A 24054-nucleotide genomic window follows, 5' to 3' on the forward strand; every position below is an offset into this window, starting at 1 on the left:
AACATCGAGATGAGCGAATACTCCCTTTTCACCTCCGAGTCCGTGTCTGAAGGGCATCCGGACAAAATCGCCGACCAGATTTCTGATGCGGTGCTGGACGCCATCATTGCTGAAGACAAGTTCGCCCGCGTGGCGTGCGAAACTCTGGTGAAAACGGGCGTGGCGATCATCGCTGGCGAAGTCACCACTTCAGCCTGGGTCGACCTGGAACAGATCGTCCGTGACGTCATCCTGGGCATTGGCTACAACAGCTCCGACGTCGGCTTCGATGGCGCGACCTGCGGCGTGATGAACATCATCGGCAAGCAGTCCCCCGACATCAACCAGGGTGTTGACCGCGCCAAGCCTGAAGACCAGGGTGCCGGCGACCAGGGCCTGATGTTCGGCTACGCCAGCAACGAGACCGACGTGCTGATGCCAGCACCGATCACCTTCTCGCACCAGTTGGTTCAACGCCAGGCTGAAGCCCGTAAATCCGGCCTGCTGCCTTGGCTGCGCCCGGATGCCAAGTCTCAGGTGACTTGCCGTTACGAAGGCGGCAAGGTTGTCGGTATCGATGCCGTCGTACTGTCGACCCAGCACAACCCCGAAGTGTCCTATAAAGACCTGCGTGAAGGCGTGATGGAGCTGATCGTCAAGCACGTACTGCCTGCCGAGCTGCTGTCCAAGGACACCCAGTTCCACATCAACCCGACCGGCCAGTTCATCATCGGTGGCCCGGTAGGCGACTGTGGCCTGACCGGCCGCAAGATCATCGTCGACAGCTACGGCGGCATGGCCCGTCACGGCGGTGGCGCGTTCTCCGGCAAGGATCCATCGAAGGTCGACCGTTCGGCAGCCTATGCCGGTCGTTATGTGGCCAAGAACATCGTGGCCGCCGGCCTGGCCGAGCGCTGCGAGATCCAGGTTTCCTATGCCATCGGCGTTGCTCAGCCTACCTCGATCTCGCTGAACACCTTCGGCACCGGCAAGATCGGCGATGACAAGATCATCAAGCTGGTTCGTGAAGTGTTCGACCTGCGTCCGTACGCCATCACCACCATGCTCGACCTGCTGCACCCGATGTACCAGGACACCGCCGCCTACGGCCACTTCGGCCGCACGCCGCAAACCAAGACGGTCGGTGACGACACCTTCACCACCTTCACCTGGGAAAAAACCGACCGCGCCGACGCCCTGCGCGCGGCTGCCGGCCTGTAAAAACTGCGGGTACGAAAAGCCCCTGGCGACTGGGTCGTCAGGGGCTTTTTCATGTCCGGCCCATACCCATTCAGGGGGGGGTTAAGCCATGCAAGGATTTGTCGCTTGGGCACTTATCTGTGGGAGCAAGGGGCCATCGACTTCAGGACCGTCGCGCCACCAGCAAGAACGAAGCCGCACTGGCCAGCAGCCCCGCACACAGGCGATTGAACAGACGTTTGCCGCTCGGCCGGGCAAACAGCCGCCGCGCATAAATCCCCATGTAGCAATACAACCCGATGGCAATGCACTCCAGCGCCAGGAACAGGCCGCCCAGCACGGCGAACTGCTGGGTGACAGTGCTGGCGCGGTCGACGAACTGCGGCAGGAAGGCGGTGAACAACAGGATCGCCTTCGGGTTGCCGATCGCCACCAGAAACTCCTGGCGTGCCAGGCGGGTCACGCTCATCGAAGTGACCGCCGTTTCAGCTCCGGCTTCTGGCTGCGCCCGCCACAATTGCACGGCAAGGTAGAACAGATAAGCGGCACCCACGAACTTGATCCCCAGGAACAACAGTTCCGAGGTATGCAGCACAGCGGTCAATCCCACCGCTGCCAGGGCAATCATGAGCGCAAACGCCAGCAACCGGCCAATGCCACCGCTGCACGCCCGGACGAAGCCATAACGCGAGGCGTTGCTGATGGACAGCAGGTTATTCGGCCCCGGCGCCATGTTCAGCGCGAAGCAGGCCGGGATGAAAACAGCGAGGGTCGTCAGGTCCATAGGATGCACGCCTGGCAGAGCAGATCGAGCCCCCATTCTGCACTCGCCCCTGATGGGTTCAAGGCACAGTTGCGCAACCAAATCACCCTGCACTGTACCGCCACGACTTCGCTATCGCCCCCTGCAAAATCCGGTAACGCTCCCAGCCTCGCACCTTCTGTGACAGTGACTAGCCTTCAAGCACACCACCAAGCAAGGATGCTTCGATGCTGCCGTTATCACGCCTATTGGCCTGTTTTATATTCATCTCCTTCCCTGTCATTGCCGCGCCTTGTCCCGACTGGCCCCTCGGACGCGCCCAGGCGGAAATCACCGCCCTGCAACAGCGAATCGATTCGTGGGATGACAGCTATCACCGTCTCGGCCGATCACTGGTAGCCGATGAACTCTACGATCAATCCCGCATCCAGCTGGGCCATTGGCGCGACTGCTTTGACCTTGTGGCACCCAGTTTCCCCCTGCGTACGGCGGGCGGGAAAGAGCCACATCCGGTTGCACACACCGGCCTGGACAAACTCAAGGATGCCGCCGCGGTCAAGGCGTGGCTACAAGGCCGAGAAGACCTCTGGGTCCAACCGAAAGTCGATGGCGTGGCCGTGACTCTGATCTATCGCGGGGGGCGCCTGCATCAGGCGATCAGCCGCGGTGATGGTGTCCAGGGGCAAGACTGGACCTGGGCTGCGCACAAAATCAACGCCATCCCGCAACGGCTGAATCAGCCATTGGACCTGGTCGTTCAGGGTGAGCTGTACTGGCGGCTGATTGCCCATGTCCAGGCCAGCAACGGCAGTCTCAACGCCCGGGCGACCGTGGCGGGGCTGATGGCGCGCACGAATTTGACCGCGCAAGAAGGGGCGGACATCGGCCTGTTTGTCTGGGACTGGCCTGACGGACCGGCCACGCTGCCCGAACGGGAGGCGACCCTGCAGGCGCTGGGCTTCGCCGACACCATCGGCTACAGCCAGCCCGTTCAGGCATTGGCCGACGTCGAGCACTGGCGCAACCACTGGTATCGCACGCCCCTGCCCTTTGCCAGCGATGGCATCGTCTTGCGCCAAAGCCGCCGCCCACCGGCTGACCGCTGGCAAGCCCGGGCGCCGTTCTGGAGCGTGGCCTGGAAGTACCCCTATGCCCAGGCCCTGGCCGAGGTGCGCAACGTGCGCTTCAAGATCGGTCGTACCGGGCGCATCACGCCCGTGCTGGAACTTGAACCTGCCATGCTCGACGACCGACGAATCCGCCGCGTGAGCGTCAGCACCCTCAAACGCTGGGAGCAAATGGACATTCGTCCTGGCGACCGGGTCGCCATCAGCCTGGCCGGGCTGACCATTCCACGCCTGGACAGCGTCGTGTTGCGTAGTGTCGAGCGCCAGGACGTGAACGCCCCAGCGGCAGCCGATTATCACTTTTTAAGTTGCTGGCAGCCGACACCCGGCTGCGAAAGCCAGTTTCTGGCGCGCCTGGGCTGGCTCAGCGGCAAGCACGGGTTAGCCCTGCCCCATGTCGGCCCGGGCACCTGGGAAAAACTCCTGGCCGCCGGTCGACTCAATGGTTTGCTGGATTGGATGACCCTCGATGCCGACGAGCTTGCTAACATTGCCGGCTTCGGCGAACGCAGCAGCGCCCGCTTGCTCGACAGCCTGCACAGCGCCCGGCAACGTCCTTTTGGGCAGTGGCTCAAGGCTCTTGGCCTGCCACCCACCGGCGAGGTCCGGCTGGAAGGGCCATGGCAGGTGCTTGCCGAGCGCGACATCGAACATTGGCAAGCCGAAGCAGGTATCGGCCCGGGACGCGCCGCGCAACTGAGGGCTTTTTTTCGCGACCCACAGGTGCTGGCGTTAAGTGAAGTACTAAGGGGTGCCGGGGTCGACGGTTTTTAATCCAGGTCCCACAGTTGAACCCAAGGGGTAAACATGCGCTCCAACAGCGCATCTATACCAACCGTTCGCGAGTTTTCACGGAGTTGCTATGAATTTCCTGTCTCCTATCGCACTGCTGACACTATGCATGGCCGCCCCCCTGATGGCAGCCGAGCAAACACCGGAGCTCACCGGCTGCGCAGCCAAGCGCCAGGGCATCATCAATCAAATCGAGCTGGCGAAGTCCCGCGACAACAAAGACCAGCAAGCCGGCCTGGAAACAGCATTAAGCCAGGTCACCACCCATTGCACCGACGCGTCCCTGCGCAAGGAACGTGAAAACAAGGTTCTTGAAGCCAAGCACGAAGTCAACCAGCGTCAGGCCGATCTGGACAAAGCCATGAAAAAAGGCGACGCGCAGCGGATCAACAAACGCAAGGACAAGCTGGCGGCTTCGCGCAAAGAGTTGCAGGAAGCGGTGGATGAGTTGGATAAATAAGCGGCAAGTTTCAAGCTGCAAGCCCCAAGCTTCACACTTGCAGCTTGCAGCTAAAAACTTGCAGCTGCCCCTACTCAATAATCCCGAAACTCTTTATGGCAGGCACTGCACGCGTCCTCTACTTTCTGCACCGCAGGCCCCAGGTTGCTGGCCCTGTACGGCTGGACCTTGCTGGCGGTTACCAACTCACCGGTGGCGGCTTCAAGGCTGCGGGCCAGTTCCTGGAAACGCGCCTGTTTTTGCCAGACCTCATCCCGGGCACTGGTGTGGTCTTCTTCACGCACTTGCGGGAAATGCTTCCACGGCTCGCGGGACAGTTGATCAAGTTGCACCGCGCCCTCGGCAAAGCGCGGGCCGTCGAACGGGATGCGACCGCGCAGCATGCCACCGAGCTCTTCGTTGGTCTTGAGCATCTGCTTGAAGATCGCTTTGCGTTGGCCCAGCGGGGAATTGGGATCGACACCGCCACAGGCGGACAACATCAGGCAGGCCAGCACGGCCATGGAAAATCGTTTTACAAACATCTTGGCCTCGGAGCAGGAAACGGCGGTTAGTATCCTCGGGTCATCGGCAAAGACCAATAGCCCTATTATCAATACGGGTTGTCTGGACGCCTGGAGCGTCCGTACGACCGGCAAGGAAATCTCATGCACAGTTTCAAGACCTGGCACAAAAGCCTGGCGCTGACCCTACCGCTTATCGCGCTGTTGGCCGGTTGCAATCGCGGCGACAAAGCCGAAGAGCCCCAGACTCACGCCGTCGCTACTTATGTCAGCGCACCGTGGGAAGCCTTGCCATCGGTGTCCGACGAAGACCTGCTGGCGGGCTTTGGCTCCTGGCGCAGCGCCTGCAACCGGCTCAAAGCCGACGCGGTGTGGGGTGCCACCTGCGCGGCGGCGGCCAATGTGCCGCTGACCGCTGTAGATGTGCGCAGCTTTCTGAAGCAGAACCTGGATGTCTACGGCCTGCGCTCGGGTGACAACAGCCCCAACGGTCTGATTACTGGTTACTACGAACCGGTCTACCCCGGCAGCCTCACCCAGACTGCCAGCGCCAACATCCCGGTGTACGGGGTTCCGGAGGACATGATCATCGTGTCGCTGGACAGTATTTACCCCGAGCTCAAGGGCAAGCGCCTGCGCGGTCGCCTCGAAGGCCGAGTGCTCAAGCCCTACGACGACGCGGCCACCATCGAAACCAACGGGGTGAAGGCTCCGGTGATCGCCTGGCTGACAGACCCGATGAACCTGCAATTCCTGCAAATCCAGGGCTCGGGCCGCATTCGACTCGATGACGGCCGCCAGTTGCGCATCGGCTATGCCGACCAGAACGGCCACCCCTACCGGCCCATCGGGCGCTGGCTGGTCGAACAGGGCGAACTGAAGAAAGAAGAGGTGACCATGGGCACCATCAGTGCCTGGGCAAAAGCCAACCCGAACCGGATTCCCGAATTACTCGGCAGCAACCCCAGCTACGTGTTTTTCAACCGCAACCCCGACAGCAACGAAGGGCCGCGGGGCTCACTGAATGTGCCGCTGACCGCCGGCTACAGCGTGGCGGTGGATCGCAAGGTGATTCCTCTGGGAAGCCTGTTGTGGTTGTCCACCACCCGCCCTGACGGCAGTGCATTGAACCGCCCGGTCGCGGCTCAGGACACCGGCGGCGCAATTGCCGGCGAAGTACGGGCGGATCTGTTCTGGGGCACCGGCGAAGCAGCGGGAAACCTGGCCGGGGATATGAAACAACAGGGGCAGATCTGGATGCTGTGGCCCAAGGGCATGGCATTGCCGCAGGTGCCGCAGGTTGCCAATACGGTCACCGCCAATCCCTGAGAAGTGGGCTGACTGTACCGGCGCCATCGCGAGCAGGCTCGCTCCCACATTGGATCTAGTCGTACACAAAACATGTGTCCACTGGAGATCAACTGTGGGAGCGAGCCTGCTCGCGATGGGGACAGCACAGACAACGGGACTCAACCGCCAGGCTCAGACCGAAACGAAGAAGAAACTCAACACCAACCCTACCCCCACGAACCACACCAGCGAACGCAAGATCGCCCAGTCCGCCAGATAGCAGATGATGTACAGCAGACGACTGGTGATAAACAGCACCGCCAGCACGTTGATGGTCACAAGCTCGGCATTGCCGGCCAGGTGCGCGACAATCACGGCAGCGGCGAAAAACGGGGCGATTTCAAAGCTGTTCAGTTGCGCGGCGTATGCACGCCGGGGGGCTCCTTCGAGCGAGTCCAGAAAATCCCGAGGGTCGTGGTTGTCGCTCAACCGGTACTTTCCACCGGCCTTGGCGATCGCAATGCACAGGTAAGGCAGGAGAAAGGCAATCAAAATGCACCACAGGGCAACCGTCATGAAGCAGTTCCTTCTTTGAGTGTTATAGAAAAACAAGAATCGAGGCACTGGTCAGAATTTCATCACCAACATGCCAATCAGCACCAGCCCGCAGGCTAAGAGCCGCGGCCGGCCGAAAGGTTCTTTCAGGTAGCGCATGCCAAACAACACCACCAGGATCACGCTGATCTCCCGCAGCGCAGCCGCTTCGGCAATCGAGCCCAGTTGCATGGCCCACAGCACCAGAGCGTAGCTCAACAATACGCAAAACCCGACCGCCAGCCCCAGCCGCCACTGTTCACGCCAGAACAGCATGAACGCAGGTCGTTTGCGCACCAGCGCCAGCAACGGAAAGGGCCAGGCACTGAGCAGCGTGACCCAGGCCAGGTAATCCAGTGGCCGGGGCCAGCGCCGAAGGGCATGGCCGTCAATAAAGGTGTAGCAGCCGATGCACAGGCCGATCAGCGCCACCACCGGTAGCATCGACCAGGGCAACCGTTCGCCACCACCGCCCTGCCACAACAGGCACAGCATGCCGAACGGGATCAGCAAGATGCCGATGATCTGATGGGTTGTCAGCACTTCTCCGGCGAAGATCAACGTCAAAGCCAGCACCACCAATGGCGACAGACCACGCATCAGCGGATAGACCAGCCCCAGGTCACCCACCCGATACGCCTGAATCAACAGATAGCGGTACAACAGCTCGAATGCCGCCGACGCCAGGATCCACGGCCAGATCTCCAGCGGTGGCAACGCCACAAAGCCCAGCACCAGCACCACGAACAGCAACGCGACGCTGTCCATGCACGCCACCACCAGCAAACGCTCGCCACTGAACTTGATCAGCGTATTCCATGCCGCATGCAACAGCGCGGCGACCAATACCAAGGCCGTTGCCAGCACAGCAAGCTCCTTATTGCGTCCAGAGAATTGATTCGCCATCCATCAGCGCCCGTTTATACTGCAAACGACCACGCCGCACTCAGTTGCGCATAAACCAATTCCAATAATTTTGCTGCTGCCCCGTTTCATCCGAACCGGCGCATCGGCATGCGTATGCCTGATCAGAGCGTCAAGACTACAGACAGAGACCTTGCGCATGCCACTCGCCTTGCTTGCTTTGGCCGTCGCCGCTTTTGGCATCGGCACCACCGAATTCGTCATCATGGGGCTGTTGCCCGATGTCGCCCGTGACCTGGCCGTGAGCATTCCCCAGGCCGGGCTGCTGATTACCGGGTACGCCCTGGGCGTGGTGTTCGGCGCGCCGATCCTGGCCATCGGCACCGCCAACATGCCGCGCAAGGCAACGCTGCTGGGCATGACGCTGATGTTCATCGTCGGCAACGTGCTCTGCGCCCTGGCGCCGAACTACGCCACGCTGATGGCCGCCCGGGTCATCACCGCACTGTGCCACGGGGCATTCTTCGGGATCGGCTCGGTGGTCGCGGCCGGACTGGTGGCACCGAACAAACGGGCCCAAGCCATTGCGATGATGTTCACAGGACTGACCCTGGCCAATGTACTGGGCGTGCCCTTGGGCACTGCGTTGGGCCAATATGCCGGCTGGCGCTCGACCTTCTGGGCGGTATCGGTCATCGGGATCATTGCCGCCCTTGCCCAATGGGTCTGGCTGCCCCGGGAAATTCCCATGGAGAAGGCCAATCTGGCCAGCGAGTTCAGAGTGCTGGGCAAGGCCAACGTGCTGCTGGCCCTGGGCATGAGCGTGCTGGCCTCCACCAGCCTGTTCAGCGTGTTCACCTACATCGCGCCGATCCTGCAGGACATCACGGGAGTCAGCCCCCACGGCATCACGCTCATGCTGCTGCTGTTCGGTGTCGGCCTGACAGCGGGCAGTTTCCTCGGCGGGCGGCTGGCGGACCGGCGCCTGCTGCCTTCGCTGGTAGCCATGGCCCTGGCAGTGGTGCTGGTGCTGGCCGCGTTCAGCCAGACCAGCCGGTCGGTGGTTCCTGCAGCTATTACCCTGGTCCTATGGGGTGTGTTCGCCTTCGCACTGTGTCCGATCCTGCAATTGCTGATCATCGACCAGGCCCAAGAAGCGCCGAACCTGGGCTCGACCCTGAACCAGAGCGCGTTCAACCTTGGCAACGCATCTGGTGCCTGGATTGGCGGCCTGGTGGTGGCCAGCGGCGCCGACCTGGCGGACCTGCCATGGACCGGCGCTCTGGTGGGCGGGCTGACCGTGTTGACAGCACTGTATTTTATTTATCGTCAGCGTCGTCAGGACGCCCTGGTGGGTGTGGCCGACTAGGCTGGCCGGTCTCGCTCCGCACCTGGGCATGACTCAGCAGCGCAAAGATGAAACTGCCACCAATGATGTTCCCTGCCAGGGTCGGCCCGGCAAACACCATCCAGAAGTCCTCCCACGACAGCTGGCCGGCGAACACCAGATAGGACACTTCGGCCGAGCCGACGACAATGTGGGTGAAATCCCCAAGCGCCATCAGGTAGGTGATGAGGATGATGATCCACATCTTGGCGCTCTCCATGGACGGGATCATCCAGACCATGGTGGCGATCATCCAGCCTGAAATGATGCCCTTGGCGAACATCTGGCCAGTGTCGTTTTCCATGACCTTGCGACCGATCTCCAGAAAAGCCATATCGGTGCGGCGGTCGAAAATCGGCAGATGCAGCATCACATAGGCCACCAGCAAGGTCCCGCACAGGTTCCCCACCAACACCACCCCCCACAGGCGGAACAGACGGCCGAAGTTGCCCAAGGTGGGTTTGCTCATGATGGGCAGCACGGCGGTCAAGGTGTTTTCGGTGAATAGCTGCTGGCGGGCAAGAATCACCGCGAGAAAACCGGCGCAGTAGCCGAAGCTGGCGATCACCTTGAAGGCTTCACCCTCGGGCAAGCGGGAATTGAGCAGCCCCATCGCCATCAGCGACAGGCCCATGGTCAACCCGGCGGCCAGGGCCGACCACCAAAGCGCGGCGACACTGCGCTCCAGTTCCTGATTGCCCTGGGTCCGGATAATTTCATGCAGCACTGCGGCCCGCGGTGGCTGATTGCGGTCGACTTCGTGCTTTTCCTGTGCCGAAAGATCAGGGGTCTTGCCGTCTTTACGAGTGTCCATGGAGCTCCTGAACCGGTGGCGTGATGTACCTACGACACGCGGCCTTCGGAGCTGTTCAGTGGCGGATGAAATCCAGGAGCTTGAAGCACTGCCGTCGCGAGTAGGCTCGCTCTCACAAGGGATGGGTGGTAGACAACAATGCTGCGACCGACCGCAAGTCCATGTGAGAGCGAGCCTGCGCGCGATTGGCGACGCCGCCGATCTCATGCACTGGCAATATCGTCCTGGAACTGATCCTTGACGTACTTGATCTCGGTCCGGCCGTGCGGCGCCGGCAGGCCATCTTCCCCAAGATTGACGAAGACCATCTTCTCCACGGTGAGGATGCTTTTACGGGTGATCTTGTTGCGCACTTCGCAGGTCAGGGTGATCGAGGTGCGGCCGAATTCGGTGGCGGTGATGCCCAGTTCGATGATGTCGCCCTGGCGCGAAGCGCTGACGAAGTTGATTTCGGAGATGTATTTGGTAACCACACGCTGGTTGCCGAGCTGGACAATGGCATAGATCGCCGCTTCCTCGTCGATCCAGCGCAACAGACTGCCGCCAAACAGCGTGCCGTTGGGGTTGAGGTCTTCGGGCTTGACCCACTTGCGGGTGTGGAAATTCATGTTCACTCCTGAGCGTCTGGCCGATGGATGCCTGCATCATGGCAGACCGGGCAGCGTGGCTCTATGTCGGGGTCCCAATAACGATCATCGGCAATTTTGATTTGCCGACAGAAACCCTTTGGAAGATCCGATTAGCCCGTTATAATCGCCACCGCTTTACCTCGGTCCTCGCTTTGGACCGTTCCCGCCACCTGTCCGAGGGGCGCTGCAGCAGGTTCGACCTGTCAGGCTCGGATGGGGCGTTGTTTGTACGGGGCTCCCCGCACGGACACTAAACGCACAACGGCGCCCATTCGCATACATTACGAATGGAGGCTCTTCATGAGCGCTGTTATCACGCCTGCAGATTTTACCGATTACAAAGTCGCTGACATGTCCCTGGCTGCCTGGGGTCGTCGCGAAATCATCATCGCCGAATCCGAAATGCCAGCCCTGATGGGTCTGCGTCGCAAATACGCCGGCGAGCAACCGCTCAAGGGCGCGAAGATCCTCGGCTGCATCCACATGACCATTCAGACCGCCGTGCTGATCGAAACCCTGGTTGCCCTGGGTGCGGAAGTGCGCTGGTCGTCCTGCAACATCTTCTCGACCCAGGACCAGGCCGCTGCCGCCATTGCCGCTGCCGGTATCCCGGTATTTGCCTGGAAGGGCGAGACCGAAGAGGAATACGAATGGTGCCTGGAGCAGACCATCCTCAAGGATGGCCAGCCATGGGCCACCAACATGATTCTTGACGACGGCGGCGACCTGACCGAACTGCTGCACAAGAAATACCCAGCCGTACTGGACAACGTCCACGGCGTGACCGAAGAGACCACCACCGGCGTACACCGCCTGCTGGACATGCTGGCCAAGGGCGAACTAAAGATCCCGGCCATCAACGTCAACGACTCGGTGACCAAGAGCAAGAACGACAACAAGTACGGCTGCCGTCACAGCCTCAACGACGCCATCAAGCGCGGCACCGACCACCTGTTGTCGGGCAAGCAGGCGCTGGTGATCGGCTACGGTGACGTGGGCAAGGGCTCGGCTCAGTCCCTGCGCCAGGAAGGCATGATCGTCAAGGTGTCCGAAGTTGACCCGATCTGCGCCATGCAGGCCTGCATGGACGGCTTCGAGCTGGTTTCGCCGTTCATCGACGGTAACAACGATGGCACCGAAGCAAGCATCGACAAAGCGCTGCTGGGCAAGATCGATTTGATCGTGACCACCACCGGTAACGTCAATGTCTGCGACGCGAACATGCTCAAGGCCCTGAAAAAGCGCGCCGTGGTCTGCAACATCGGCCACTTCGACAATGAAATCGACACCGCTTTCATGCGCAAGAACTGGGCGTGGGAAGAAGTGAAGCCACAGGTCCACAAGGTGCATCGCACCGGCGCCGGCAGCTTCGACCCACAGAACGATGACTACCTGATCCTGCTGGCCGAAGGCCGCCTGGTGAACCTGGGCAACGCCACCGGCCACCCAAGCCGCATCATGGACGGCTCGTTTGCCAACCAGGTCCTGGCGCAGATTTTCCTGTTCGGCCAGAAATACGCCGACCTGTCGCCAGCCCAGAAAGCCGAGCGCCTGACCGTGGAAGTGCTGCCCAAGAAACTCGACGAAGAAGTGGCCCTGGAAATGGTCCGCGGTTTCGGCGGCGTGGTCACCAAACTGACCAAGCAACAGGCTGACTACATCGGCGTGACCGTCGAAGGCCCGTTCAAGCCCCACGCCTACCGGTACTGATCGGCGCTGCCTCCTTGGTGGAGCGGACCTGTGGGAGCGAGCCTGCTCGCGATGCAGGCACCTTGATCTGACTGTCAGACCGAGGTGATGCCAATCGCGAGCAGGCTCGCTCCCACATGAGTCCGCTCCCGCAAGGGATATGCAAGCCTCCCCGGCCTACGAGTTTCCAAGGATATGACCATGTCCCAAGACCGTCGCTACAGCTTCGAGTTCTTCCCGACGAAGACCGATGCTGGGCATGAAAAACTGATCGCCACTGCCCGTCAGTTGGCGAGCTACAACCCCGACTTCTTCTCCTGCACCTATGGCGCTGGCGGTTCGACCCGTGACCGCACGATCAACACCGTGTTGCAGCTCGAAAGTGAAGTCAAAATCCCCGCCGCCCCGCACCTGTCCTGCGTGGGTGACAGCAAAGCCGATCTGCGCAGCCTGTTGAGCCAGTACAAGGCTGCCGGCATCACCCGTATCGTGGCCCTGCGCGGTGACCTGCCCTCGGGTATGGGCATGGCGAGCGGTGAACTGCGCCACGCCAACGACCTGGTTGAATTCATTCGTGAAGAAACCGGTGAGCACTTCCATATCGAAGTGGCGGCCTACCCAGAGATGCACCCCCAGGCACGCAACTTCGAAGACGACCTGCTCAACTTCGTACGCAAGGCCAACGCCGGCGCCAACAGCGCGATCACCCAGTACTTCTTCAACGCTGACAGCTACTTCTACTTTGTCGACCGCGTACGCAAGATGGGCGTCGACATTCCTGTCGTGCCGGGGATCATGCCAATCACCAACTACAGCAAACTCGCGCGTTTTTCCGACGCCTGCGGGGCAGAAATCCCACGCTGGATCCGCAAGCAGCTGGAAGCCTACGGCGACGACACATCCAGCATCCAAAGCTTCGGAGAGCAAGTCATCACACAAATGTGTGAACGCTTGTTACAAGGCGGGGCACCGGGGCTGCATTTCTATACCCTGAACCAGGCCGAGCCCAGCCTCGCAGTATGGAATAACCTCAAGCTGCCGCGTTAATGTCTTAATTGGGCGGTACAAAGAGGCCTTGGCGAAAAACCAAGGCCTTTTTTCTACCCGAAATATCTGGAGGGATGCAGTAGATGCCTATTGGTCAAAGGTTAACGACCCCACAACTCATTTATCTGGTCTACGGGGCCGAGACCTATCATCAAGAAGCCGTGTTCAGCATTGCCAGCGCCTTGGCCGGACTGCGCGAGAGCCCGGGTGAGGCACTGGACATCCAAGTATTTACCGACAATCCCATGCCCTACGCTGGACTCCCGGTGCGCGTACGCCACCTCGACAACGAAACCCGTCAGACCTGGATCGAGCCGCACGGCTATCACTTTCGCGCAAAGCATGTAGTCATGCAAAAGGTGCTTGAGGAAGTCGAGCTGGCACTGCTGATCGACACCGACACCTTCTTCCACTGCTCTCCTCTGGAGCTGTTTCGGCGCATTCAGCCCGGCACGTTGCTCTGCAACGCGGTAGATCTGAACTATGGCGCCAACAAGGATGCCGTACTTTACGTAACGCTGGCGCAAGCCCTGCAACGACGGCAACTGGCGGATGACAACATGCCGCAGTTGAACTCGGGCGTGATTGGTCTTCATTGGACCGACGCATCAGTTCTGGATCGCTCGATTGCCCTGATGGACGAGTTTTATCCCATGGCGAACGGAGCCTACACGCTGGAAGAGTTTTGCCTTTCGGTGGCGGCCTATCGTTCGGTACACGTGCGCGAATGTCCGGACCTGATTCACCATTACTGGAGCCGCAAACAGCTGTTCCGCGCCAAAACCAAGGCTTGGCTCGACAAACATCATGCCGCGCCCATGTGCCAATCGGCCCTGGATGAAACCCGACAAGTCACCGCGACGTTACCCCGACCGCCCACATTGCAACGTCTGGCTTATAAATTGATTACCGTGGCGTTACCCAGCCATAAACGGCAATTCATGCGCGAAATTCTCTACGGCTGCTACCGTCACACCAACCCGTTCGACCAGGCCTGCGCGCCGGTCTGGTGGGAAAAGGCCAGGGAGAACGTTGAAAATCGCCTGAAAGAGCCATTGAAAGACCATGAACTCAAACGATGGCTCAACCACCCACTGATTCGCTGGGTGCTGGGCGAGCGCCGCGAAGCCATCTATCGGCACCTAATGCAGGCAAAAGGCAATTAAGCCGCGGGCCAGAGGGCTCTAGCTATTTGATGAGCTCTCGTCGTAACCTCAGGCCATGCCCTTCATCACCCGGTTACTGACCACCTTTGTCCTCCTGTACCTGAGCATGGATGCCCGGGCCGAGAAGTTGCGCATTGTCACCGAACCCTGGGCGCCTTATGTCTACGAAGAGAACGGCCAGGTCCTGGGACTCGACTACGAAACCACCGCCATTGTGTTCAAGCGCCTGGGCATTGATGTGCAATGGCAACTGCTGCCGTGGAAACGTTGCCTGGCGATGCTTGAGCAGGGCCTGGCGGACGGTGCGCTGGACATTTTCCACAGCAACGAACGCGACGCCATGCTGCTTTACCCCAGCGAACCGCTCTCGGACGTGGAGTTCGTGATGTTCTACGCCAACGCCCGCCCCCATCCCTTTCGCACGCTCGATGACTTGGTCGGCCTGACCGTGGGCACCTCGCCCGGTTATCTGTACAGCCAGGCCTTCAGAGAATCGCCCCTGTTCAAACGTGAGACGGCACCCACCCATGAAGCCAACTTTGGCAAGTTGCAACTGGGCCGGATTGACCTGCTCATCACCGACCGCCGGGTGGGTCGGCACGTACTCAAGCAAATGCAACTGGGCGACCAGATCACCGAAAACCCCGTGGTTGTGAGCCGTCAAAGCCAATACCTGGCGGTGCGGCGCAACGCCGGGATGGATCTGCTGGTGCAGCGCTTCAGCGCCGAGCTCAAGCGCTTCAAGCGCGAACCGGCCTATGCCGAGCTGATCGCCCGCTATGGCGCCGTTCCGTCTGCCAGGACCAAACCGTCCAGCCCGGTGCAGCGTTGAAATAAACCGTTGAGCAGCAGGAAAGCGGCGCACGGCGTTTGCTCTGTTATACTCCGGCCTTCCCGCCAGGCTCACGCCCGGACGCCCGGTCTTGCAAAAGGCATCCCGACACCGCTACAGCGCAGCTTCCAGCCCGCGCGAGCCCTGTCCGGACCTGCCTTCCAGACTCGGCAGGACCGGACGGGATGACGTCTTTTTGTTGAACGTCATTCGCGCCCGGCAAGACTATCCCATTGGGCCAGGCCCTCACTAAAACAGGATTACTCATGTCCTTTGCTTCCCTCGGTCTCTCCGAGGCTTTAGTCCGCGCCATCGAGGCTGCCGGCTACACCCAGCCTACCCCGGTGCAACAGCGGGCCATCCCCGCCGTGTTGCAAGGTCGCGATCTGATGGTCGCGGCGCAGACAGGCACTGGTAAAACCGGTGGTTTTGCCCTCCCTATCCTGGAGCGGCTTTTCCCCAACGGTCACCCAGACAAATCCCAGCGTCACGGCCCGCGCCAACCGCGCGTCCTGGTCCTGACCCCTACCCGCGAACTGGCGGCCCAGGTACACGAGAGCTTCAAGATCTATGCTCGCGACCTGAAATTCGTCAGTGCCTGCATTTTCGGCGGCGTTGGCATGAACCCTCAGGTCCAGGCCATGGCCCGTGGCGTCGACGTGCTGGTGGCCTGTCCGGGTCGTTTGCTCGACCTGGCCGGCCAGGGCAGCGTCGATCTGTCCCACGTGGAAATCCTCGTGCTGGACGAAGCCGACCGCATGCTCGACATGGGCTTTGTCCATGACGTGAAGAAAGTGCTGGCCCGCCTGCCCGCCAAGCGTCAGAACCTGCTGTTCTCGGCGACGTTCTCCAAGGACATCACCGACCTGGCCGGCAAGCTGCTACACAACCCGGAACGCATTGAAGTCACACCGCCAAACACCACGGTCGAGCGCATCGAACAACGTGTGTTCCGCTTGGCGGCCAGCCACAAGCGTGCCCTGTTGGCGCACCTGATTACCGCCGGCGCCTGGGAACAGGTCCTGGTGTTCACCCGCACCAAGCACGGCGCCAACCGTCTGGCCGAGTACCTGGACAAACATGGCCTGCCGGCCGTGGCGATCCACGGTAACAAGAGCCAGAACGCCCGCACCAAGGCCTTGGCCGACTTCAAGGCCGGCGAAGTGCGCATTCTGGTTGCCACCGACATCGCCGCTCGCGGTCTGGACATCGACCAGTTGCCCCACGTGGTCAACTTCGAGTTGCCGAACGTCGATGAAGACTACGTACACCGTATCGGTCGTACTGGCCGGGCCGGCCGTTCGGGCGAAGCGATCTCGCTGGTCGCGCCGGACGAAGAGAAACTGCTCAAAAGCATCGAGCGCATGACCAAGCAGAAAATCGCCGATGGCGACCTGATGGGCTTCGATGCCAGCACCATCGAGGCCGAGAAGCCTGAAGTGCGTGAACGTCCGGACGTGCGCAACCCACGCAATGCCCGTGGCCCTCGCGGTGACGGTCCAAATGGCGGCGGCGGTGGTGGCGGCGGCCGTAAAGACAAAGGCAAGGACAAGGGCAAGGAAAAATCGGCCAGCACCAGTCGCGGCGAACGCCCGGCTCGCGAGCACAAGCCTCGCGAAGGTACCCCGGCCCGTGAACAGCAGCGCCCGGCACCACGTGCCGCTGCCGATCGCGCACCGGACGAGTTCCTGGACGACGATATCGATAACTTCGGCAACCGCGTCGATTACGTGCCGCAGCAGAAACCCGCCCAGGGTCGCGGACGTCGTCCTGGCGCACCGGCACAGGGCGCGGCGGGCGCAGGTGCTCCTCGTGGCCAATCCCAGGGGCGTCAGAACGGCCCGCGCAACAGCAACGGCTCGTCCACCGGCACCCCGCCGGCCAAGCGCAGCGGCCCGCGCAACGGCGCACCTCGTGACGGCCAGGCCCGCCGCGAAGACTCCCGCCCTCGCCGCCCGGCACGTGACGAGCAGCCTCGTCAGGAACCTGCCGTGCAAGCCCCTCGTGGTAACCAGCCGAAGATCATGCACAAGGAGTCGAAGATCGATCGATTCCCGACGCCTGAACAGCTGGATCAACTGCCAAGCCGTCCACGGGGCGAGAAGCCGGCACTGCTGACCCGCAATCGCTGAGTTTCTCCAAGCCGTAAAAATGCCCCTGATCTCGCGATCAGGGGCATTAATGAGATGGTCACCCCCACACCTTGCGAGGGCTACGCTTTCGCAGGGTGTTTTGTTTTCGGAGGCCATCATTATGAGCGAGTCAGCGCTGATCGGGATCGATCTCGGTAAACACAGTTTCCACCTGCACGGCCAAGACAAATTGGGCCGAGAGGTGTTTCGCAAGAAGTTCTCGCGTCAACAGATGATGACGCTCTTCGGCAATCTGCCGGCCTGTACCGTGGTGATGGAAGCTTGTGCCGGGGCGCATTTCGTCGCTCGCCAGCTGATGGCCATGGGGCACCCTGCGGTTGTTGCAGTACCACGAATCACCCTTCAGGTTTTGCGATAGCTGAACAACGGATGACGTGAACGGCCCACCGGCCTGACGAAGAACCTGACATAAAAATCGGCTTCAGAAGCCGCGGCATTTTTCAGGATCGTCAGGCGCGACTCTCATCGTGGCGCGGGGCATGCCCTGGATCGACGCCGGATAGATTTAAGCAAGCCAACCACTTCACCCATTAATCAGTATTGCAAAAATGGGGGTGACCATAGATTTTTTTGAGTAACGCCAACTTCACCCCGTGGGAGCGAGCCTGCTCGCGATTGCGGTGGTTCAGCCAGTACAGAGGTTGACTGACCCATGGCAATCGCGAGCAGGCTCGCTCCCACAAGGGGTCATGTGCGGTTCACAAGATTCCATACGGCAATAAAAAACGCCCCTGATCCAAGATCAGGGGCGTTTTTTGTCAGGCGCGAATGTTATTTCGCTTTGACACCTTCAAACGAAACGTACAGCTCGACCACGTCGGACGTTGGGCCCAGGTCTTTCTGCTTGCCGAAATCGGAACGCTTGATGCTGGTGGTCCCTTCGAAGCCGGCACGGTAGCCGCCCCACGGGTCCTTGCCTTCACCCAGGAAGGTGGCTTTGACCACGACAGGCTTGGTCACGCCCAGCAGGGTCAGGTCACCAGCCACGTCGGCGGTTTCCTTGCCATCAGCGTTCTTGCCGGTGGATTTGACGCTGGTGGACACGAAGGTGGCCTTGGCAAATTTGCTCGCGTTCAGGAAGTCAGCACTGGCGATGTGCTTGTCGCGCTCGGCGTGGTTGGTGAACACGCTGGCGGTGTTCACGTTGAACTCGATCTTGCTGTCTTCAGGCTTGGCGGCGTCGAAGCTGAACTTGCCGTCGATGTCCTTGAAGGTACCGGTGATGTAGCTATAGCCCAGGTGGCTGATCTTGAAGTCGACGAAGGCGTGTTGGCCTTCCTTGTCGACCACGTAGTCGGCAGCCATGGCCTGACCGGCCGACAGCAGGGCAGAACCGATTGCCAGGGCGGCGAGCGTTTTTTTCAACATGCTTTCTATTCCTTTGGAGTCGAGGTTGAACATCAGGCTTGGCGTCCCAGCATGCGCTTGAGGGTCGCGTCACGATCGATAAAGTGGTGTTTCAATGCTGCCAACGCATGGAGGCCGGAGAAAATTACCAGCGCCCATGCCAGGTAGAAGTGAATCTGGCCGGCAACGTCTGCCTGATCGGGCAGTCCGGACACCAGCGCGGGTACTTCAAACAGACCAAACACCGGAATCCCGACACCGTCTGCGGTGGAAATCAGGTAACCGGCAATCATCACGGCGAACAACCCGAGATACAGTGCGCTATGGCCAAGCTTGGCGCCGACGCGGGTCAGGCGGCCATAGGTTGACAAGGTCGGTGGTGGCGGACTGACAACCCGCCAGATCACCCGCAGCAACATGACTGCCAGCAGCACCAAGCCAATGCTCTTGTGCAGGTCCGGCGCGTCTTTACGCCAAGTGCTGTAGTAATCCAAGCCGACCATCCACAGCCCCAGCGCGAACAGCCCGTACACCACCAGTGCAATGCCCCAGTGCAAAACGATGCTGACCCAGCCATAGCGAGAAGAAGAGTTGCGTAGCTGCATTGCTCATATCCTGTGAAAACTGCGACCAAGACTAGCGAGTTATCTATCGATTTAAAGCGGAAAATTTTGCTTTGAAATATCGAGAAATACGATCATCAGTCTGGAGGGGGTGGGTTAAGGAAAGATTAAAGGGGAAACGGCGGGTGATGGCGAGGCGATCAGGCAGCCTTTGGGGCCTGTATGGACCTCATCACGAGCAGGTTCGCTCCCACAGGGGACCGCACCGGAGCCGTCACCGCCGTCCAACTATTTGTTCCATTCAATATATATCTATCGCCATTTTCACTTTCACCCTTGATCAAATGAGCGCTCCACAACTCATTGAACAAGGTGAACAAAATGGCTGTTCGTTATACCCATTTTAAAGCTAACGGCTCGCCGCAATTACCCCCTAATCAAACGATGTCCCCGGGGCAATACCTAAAATCCAGTAATGGGCGGTTCCGATTGATATTGCAGGCCGATGGAAACTTGGTAATCAAGGACCGCGAGGCAATTATCTGGACCGCTGGTGATAAACAACCTCACAGCGTCACGTTGTATCCAAGGAGAATGCGTGAACCTCTACAATTCGTCGTCAGCAACAGCGGCTTTCTTTATGATCCGTCCAGACGGCGATTGTGGATCGCCGAAAGCACCCACAGTACTGATAAGTCACTTTGGTATAACACTTGTATGACCATGCAGGACGATGGAAACCTAGTCATTTTTGACATGCGAACAGGCAACCTCTGCTGGGCCCGCTTTGGCTTCGTTCCGGGACGTATGTCGAAGCCGAAGCGGGTCAGGATCCTGTTTGAGGACGTGCCAATTCATACGTGGTCATTTTCGTTACCCCCCTCTAAAAATTCTCTTAGGTAATGTTACTTAATGGGGTACTCGGACCTGTGGATCCATATCGCATCTGTACGCCAATTGAGGGTCGTATTTTTTAAGCGTCATACGACCGTCAGTAAAGCCTCTACTGGCGAGCATTATAAAGAACATCAAAGCTTCTATCGGTTTCATGGTCGCTCCAGTTTACGAGCCTGAAACTTGAAGAATTAGTTTACCGAACACTCAGGCTTATATGGATCGATGGAGCATTTGTGTGCTAACTGCGGATCTCTTTTTGGAATCATCGGAATTGTCAAAGGATCCCGGCATTCGCCATACACACATCCATATATCGAAACCAATACAACCACTGCCATTAGTATTTTCATACGCGCTCCTGTTTTTCGAGGAGCCTAGACTTATGGCTTGGTAAGCGCTATAGCCTGCTTCTGGTTAAAGGGTGGGAAGTTTCCGATATATCGCCAAGGCGTGTAGGACGTAGCGCTTATTAAGCGACGCCGGGCTTTGAGTGGCGCCGCCGGTACGCTTGATACTGGATAAAAAACGCGGCCCTTGAGCCGCGTTCTTTCCACCTGATCGTTACTGAGCCTTGGTTTCAGTAGTCGTCGTCGGTTTGACTGCCGGCTTCTTCGCCGGCGGGGCCTTTTTCACCGGAGCCTTGGCCGGGGCTTTTTTGGCCGGGGTCTTGGCGGCTGGTTTTTTCACCGCTGGTTTGGTGGTTGCTTTCTTGGCGGGCTCAACTTTCGCCGGGGCTGGCGCGGATGGTGCCACCGGTGCGGGCGCTGGGGCGGGTGCCGGCACTGGAGCAGGCGCTACCGGCTCCGGAGCCTTGACCGGCTCCGGCTTCTTGTCGTCATCCGAGCCACCAAACAGGTTGGAGAAAAAATTACCCTTCTTCGCCGCCACCGCACCGGCAGCTGCTGCCGCTGCCACCGGCACGACCTTGGCCGGTTCAAACGATTTGCCCGCCGCCAGGTCTTCAACCTGGCTGGCTGCCCGCTGACCGCTACGCAACGCGCCCTCCAGAGTGCCCGGATACAAGGTGTCGGTGTGTTCGCCGGCAAAGGCTACGCGCTGCAACGGCATTTCCCACAGGCGCCAGTACTTGCTGATCTGGCCCGGTCCGAAGGCCAGGTACGCGCCGCCCATGGACGGGTCGGTGCTGTAGCGGCGAATTTCATAACCGGTGAAAGCACCCCGGGCCTGCGGGTAAAACGCGTGCAAGCGAATCAGCACCTGATCGGCCATCTGCTTGTCACCAAAGGCCTGCATCACCCGGGCGTTGTCGCCGGACAGATTGATGACCACATTGGCGCCGCCCTTCATGGCCGGCTCGATCCACATCATGCCCAGACCGGTGTTGCTGTAGATCTCACCCGACATGCGCGCCTTGCTGTCCCAGACCGGGGTCTTGAACTTGAGCATGATCTGGTCGCGCCAGCCGTAGTTGGTGCCCTTGATCGCGCCCTGATGCCGGGCGTCCAGGGCCGGGGTCAGCTGGATTTTGTTCAGGGCTCGCAACGGCACCGCCAGCACTACGTAGTCAGCTTGATAGCCGACGCTGCCAACCTTGACGGTAACGCCGTCCTTGTCCTGGGAGATGGCCGAGACGGGCGAGCTGGTCTTGATGGTTTTCAGTTGCTTGACGAAAGCCTGGGCCAACACAGGGCTGCCACCCAGCAGGCGCGCGGCGCGCAGGTCACGGTCGGACACACCACGGTAGACCCGGGTTTGCTGGGCAAAATACAGCAACGACAGTCGCGACGGCTCGTCATAGCGGGTGCGGATCTGCTGGTTCACCAACTGCCGCGCGGTGGTCGGCAATTGCAGACGGTCGAGCCAGTTGGAGACACTGATCTGGTCCAGTGCGTGCAACGTGTTGTTGGCCGACGGGTTCTGTGGGTCTTCAATGGAACGGGCCAGGTCGTCCAGGGTGGTTTCGTAACGTTTGAGGGCCTCAGCCGTGGCCGGTTGCTTGGTCGCCAGGTCAGCGGCGGTGAGGTAGGTGCCGTCGATCAAATAGCTGGGGGTGCGCACGAACTCCGGGGCCGGTGTGGTGCTCAGCTTGAAGGTCGAGATGTACTTGTTCAGTACCGGCTGAGTTTTTTCGTTGCCGATCCATTCACTGGTGGCCATGCCCGAACGACCGCCCAGGCTTGGCTTGGCTTCCAGCAGGGTTACCTGCCAGCCTTTGTTCTGCAGCTCGTAGGCCGCCGTGAGCCCCGCCAGGCCGCCGCCGATGACGATCACCGTCGGTTGCTTGTCCTTGGCCAGCGCACACACGCTGAACAGCCCTATCACCACCAGCGCACAGGCGCGCAGCCAACCAGCAGACATTCAGCGAACTCCGGAATAAAACGCAGGAACGATCAGTTTTTCGAGCCAGACGGCTCAGAGAACGGCGAAGAATACGTCAGCCACCCCAGCGCCGCCAGCGGCGTCTATCGCCTTACTCAAGGTAGCAGGAATGACACAATGGGTTGTCCCCGGGGCTGCCATTGCATAGGCTTGCCCGATTGTTTTGCCCGCGCCCGCCGCGAGCCGCCTCGAGGAGACTGTATATGGGCCTGAATAACCAGTGGATGCAACGCGATCTCGCGGTGCTATGGCATCCCTGCACCCAGATGAAAGACCACGAAAAGCTGCCGCTGATCCCGATCAAGCGCGGTGAAGGCGTGTGGCTGGAAGACTTCGAAGGCAAGCGCTACCTCGATGCCGTCAGTTCCTGGTGGGTCAACGTGTTCGGCCATGCCAACCCGCGGATCAACCAGCGCATCAAGGACCAGGTCGATCAACTGGAGCATGTGATCCTCGCCGGCTTCAGTCACCAGCCGGTGATCGAACTGTCCGAGCGCCTGGTGAAGATGACGCCTGAAGGCCTGACCCGGTGTTTCTACGCCGATAACGGCTCGTCCTGCATCGAAGTGGCGATGAAGATGAGCTTTCACTACTGGATCAATCGTGGCCAGCCGGCCAAGAAGCGCTTCGTCACCCTGAGCAACAGCTACCACGGCGAAACCATCGCCGCGATGTCGGTGGGCGACGTGCCGCTGTTCACCGAAACCTACAAGGCGTTGCTGCTGGACACGATCAAAGTGCCGAGCCCCGATTGCTACCTCCGCCCCGAAGGCATGAGCTGGGAAGAGCATTCGCGCAATCTGTTCGCGGCCATGGAACAGACCTTGGCCGAACACCACGACACCGTGGCCGCCGTAATCGTCGAGCCGCTGATCCAGGGCGCCGGTGGCATGCGCATGTATCACCCGGTGTACCTGAAACTGCTGCGCGAGGCTTGCGACCGCTATGGCGTGCACCTGATCCACGACGAAATCGCCGTCGGCTTCGGCCGCACCGGCACGATGTTCGCCTGTGAACAGGCCGGTATCACCCCGGACTTCCTTTGTTTGTCCAAGGCCCTGACCGGCGGCTACCTGCCGCTGGCGGCGTGCGTGACGACCGATGAGGTCTACAGCGCGTTCTACGACGACTACCCGACCCTGCGCGCCTTCCTGCATTCCCACAGCTACACGGGCAACCCGTTGGCCTGCGCAGCGGCCCTGGCGACGCTGGATATCTTCGAAGAAGACAACGTCATCGAAAACAACAAGGCCCTCGCCCAACGCATGGCAAGCGCCACCGCGCACCTGGCCGATCACCCGAACGTGGCCGAAGTGCGCCAGACCGGCATGGTCCTGGCCATCGAGATGGTCAAGGACAAGGCGAGCAAGACCGCTTACCCATGGCAGGAACGTCGCGGTCTGACGGTGTTCCAGCATGCTCTGGAGCGCGGCGCATTGCTGCGGCCGCTGGGCAGCGTGGTGTATTTCCTGCCGCCGTATGTCATCACCCCCGAGCAAATCGACTTCCTGGCTGAAGTGGCCAGCGAGGGCATCGACATCGCCACCCGGGACAAGGTCAGCGTGGCGGTGCCGAAGGATTTTCATCCCGGTTTCCGTGATCCGGGTTAAACCCCGGT

General features: G+C 60.2%; 20 protein-coding genes, 1 pseudogene and 1 riboswitch. Of the genes and pseudogenes, 12 read left to right on the forward strand and 9 right to left on the reverse strand.

Annotated elements, in window-relative coordinates; all coding sequences use genetic code 11:
• The first annotated feature begins 9 nt into the window (after positions 1–9).
• Positions 10–1200: a methionine adenosyltransferase gene (gene metK / locus CRX69_RS25035; protein WP_047230414.1), complete on the forward strand. Its 1191-nt coding sequence runs from the start codon at positions 10–12 to the stop codon at positions 1198–1200.
• Positions 1201–1342: 142 nt separating this feature from the next.
• On the opposite strand, the gene CRX69_RS25040 is transcribed toward metK, so the two are convergent.
• A complete protein-coding gene (locus tag CRX69_RS25040) occupies positions 1343–1963 on the reverse strand; it encodes a LysE family translocator (RefSeq protein WP_076383377.1) in 621 nt (206 codons plus the stop codon).
• Positions 1964–2169: 206 nt separating this feature from the next.
• Here CRX69_RS25040 and ligB point away from each other — a divergent pair, with 206 nt between their 5' ends.
• Positions 2170–3843, forward strand: coding sequence for an NAD-dependent DNA ligase LigB (gene ligB / locus CRX69_RS25045; protein ID WP_107323031.1), 1674 nt, complete (start codon positions 2170–2172; stop codon positions 3841–3843).
• An 88-nt stretch (positions 3844–3931) separates the two neighbouring features.
• Positions 3932–4321, forward strand: a complete 390-nt coding sequence (locus CRX69_RS25050; RefSeq protein WP_107323032.1) for a DUF1090 domain-containing protein — start codon at positions 3932–3934, stop codon at positions 4319–4321.
• A gap of 74 nt (positions 4322–4395) precedes the next feature.
• Here the strand turns inward: CRX69_RS25050 and CRX69_RS25055 are convergent, their stop codons facing one another.
• Positions 4396–4845: a c-type cytochrome gene (locus CRX69_RS25055; RefSeq protein WP_047230418.1), complete on the reverse strand. Its 450-nt coding sequence runs from the start codon at positions 4843–4845 to the stop codon at positions 4396–4398.
• Between the two features lie 123 nt (positions 4846–4968).
• Here CRX69_RS25055 and mltA point away from each other — a divergent pair, with 123 nt between their 5' ends.
• Positions 4969–6153: a murein transglycosylase A gene (gene mltA / locus CRX69_RS25060; protein WP_107323033.1), complete on the forward strand. Its 1185-nt coding sequence runs from the start codon at positions 4969–4971 to the stop codon at positions 6151–6153.
• A gap of 153 nt (positions 6154–6306) precedes the next feature.
• Here mltA and CRX69_RS25065 read toward each other — a convergent pair whose 3' ends face one another.
• Together CRX69_RS25065 and CRX69_RS25070 are read right to left on the reverse strand one after the other, a co-directional pair.
• Positions 6307–6690, reverse strand: coding sequence for an MAPEG family protein (locus tag CRX69_RS25065; RefSeq protein WP_047230420.1), 384 nt, complete (start codon positions 6688–6690; stop codon positions 6307–6309).
• Positions 6691–6741: 51 nt separating this feature from the next.
• On the reverse strand, positions 6742–7575 hold the full coding sequence (locus tag CRX69_RS25070) for an EamA family transporter (protein WP_047230421.1): 834 nt from the start codon (positions 7573–7575) through the stop codon (positions 6742–6744).
• A 196-nt stretch (positions 7576–7771) separates the two neighbouring features.
• Between CRX69_RS25070 and CRX69_RS25075 the strand changes: the two genes are divergently transcribed.
• The gene (locus tag CRX69_RS25075) at positions 7772–8941 is read left to right on the forward strand and encodes an MFS transporter (RefSeq protein WP_047230422.1); all 1170 of its coding nucleotides are present in this window, start codon (positions 7772–7774) and stop codon (positions 8939–8941) included.
• Here CRX69_RS25075 and CRX69_RS25080 read toward each other — a convergent pair.
• The gene (locus CRX69_RS25080) at positions 8892–9773 is read right to left on the reverse strand and encodes a formate/nitrite transporter family protein (RefSeq protein ID WP_047230423.1); all 882 of its coding nucleotides are present in this window, start codon (positions 9771–9773) and stop codon (positions 8892–8894) included. The genes CRX69_RS25075 and CRX69_RS25080 overlap by 50 nt on opposite strands.
• A 203-nt stretch (positions 9774–9976) precedes the next feature.
• Positions 9977–10381, reverse strand: coding sequence for an acyl-CoA thioesterase (locus tag CRX69_RS25085; RefSeq protein ID WP_047230424.1), 405 nt, complete (start codon positions 10379–10381; stop codon positions 9977–9979).
• Between the two features lie 191 nt (positions 10382–10572).
• Positions 10573–10679, forward strand: a riboswitch (S-adenosyl-L-homocysteine riboswitch).
• Positions 10680–10702: 23 nt separating this feature from the next.
• On the opposite strand from CRX69_RS25085, the gene ahcY reads away from it, so the two are divergent.
• From ahcY to CRX69_RS25115, 6 genes and pseudogenes are all read left to right on the forward strand, one after another.
• On the forward strand, positions 10703–12112 hold the full coding sequence (ahcY, locus tag CRX69_RS25090) for an adenosylhomocysteinase (protein WP_076383373.1): 1410 nt from the start codon (positions 10703–10705) through the stop codon (positions 12110–12112).
• A gap of 180 nt (positions 12113–12292) precedes the next feature.
• Positions 12293–13138, forward strand: a complete 846-nt coding sequence (gene metF, locus CRX69_RS25095) for a methylenetetrahydrofolate reductase [NAD(P)H] (RefSeq protein ID WP_047230426.1) — start codon at positions 12293–12295, stop codon at positions 13136–13138.
• Positions 13139–13221: 83 nt separating this feature from the next.
• Positions 13222–14304, forward strand: coding sequence for a hypothetical protein (locus tag CRX69_RS25100; RefSeq protein ID WP_047230427.1), 1083 nt, complete (start codon positions 13222–13224; stop codon positions 14302–14304).
• 55 nt (positions 14305–14359) lie between these two features.
• Positions 14360–15136 carry a substrate-binding periplasmic protein gene (locus CRX69_RS25105; protein ID WP_107323034.1) on the forward strand — a complete coding sequence of 259 codons (777 nt, stop codon included), beginning with the start codon at positions 14360–14362 and terminating at the stop codon, positions 15134–15136.
• A 266-nt stretch (positions 15137–15402) separates the two neighbouring features.
• Positions 15403–17268, forward strand: coding sequence for an RNA helicase RhlE2 (locus CRX69_RS25110; RefSeq protein WP_047230429.1), 1866 nt, complete (start codon positions 15403–15405; stop codon positions 17266–17268).
• Positions 17269–17389: 121 nt separating this feature from the next.
• Positions 17390–17623 (forward strand): annotated as a pseudogene (locus tag CRX69_RS25115) (IS110 family transposase); the annotation flags it as partial.
• 437 nt (positions 17624–18060) lie between these two features.
• On the opposite strand, the gene CRX69_RS25120 reads toward CRX69_RS25115, so the two are convergent.
• The 3 genes from CRX69_RS25120 to CRX69_RS25135 all read right to left on the reverse strand — a co-directional run bounded on the left by CRX69_RS25120 (position 18061) and on the right by CRX69_RS25135 (position 22415).
• On the reverse strand, positions 18061–18657 hold the full coding sequence (locus CRX69_RS25120) for a YceI family protein (protein WP_047226959.1): 597 nt from the start codon (positions 18655–18657) through the stop codon (positions 18061–18063).
• Positions 18658–18689: 32 nt separating this feature from the next.
• Positions 18690–19241 carry a cytochrome b gene (locus tag CRX69_RS25125; RefSeq protein ID WP_047226958.1) on the reverse strand — a complete coding sequence of 184 codons (552 nt, stop codon included), beginning with the start codon at positions 19239–19241 and terminating at the stop codon, positions 18690–18692.
• Positions 19242–20657: 1416 nt separating this feature from the next.
• On the reverse strand, positions 20658–22415 hold the full coding sequence (locus CRX69_RS25135) for a flavin monoamine oxidase family protein (protein ID WP_107323036.1): 1758 nt from the start codon (positions 22413–22415) through the stop codon (positions 20658–20660).
• Positions 22416–22639: 224 nt separating this feature from the next.
• Between CRX69_RS25135 and CRX69_RS25140 the strand changes: the two genes are divergently transcribed.
• Entirely contained in the window at positions 22640–24046 is a 1407-nt protein-coding gene (locus CRX69_RS25140) for an adenosylmethionine--8-amino-7-oxononanoate transaminase (RefSeq protein WP_076383370.1), read from the forward strand.
• Positions 24047–24054 lie beyond the last annotated feature (8 nt).

The sequence above is a fragment of the Pseudomonas rhizophila genome (genome assembly GCF_003033885.1).
In the GTDB taxonomy this organism is placed as follows: Bacteria; Pseudomonadota; Gammaproteobacteria; order Pseudomonadales; family Pseudomonadaceae; genus Aquipseudomonas; species Aquipseudomonas rhizophila.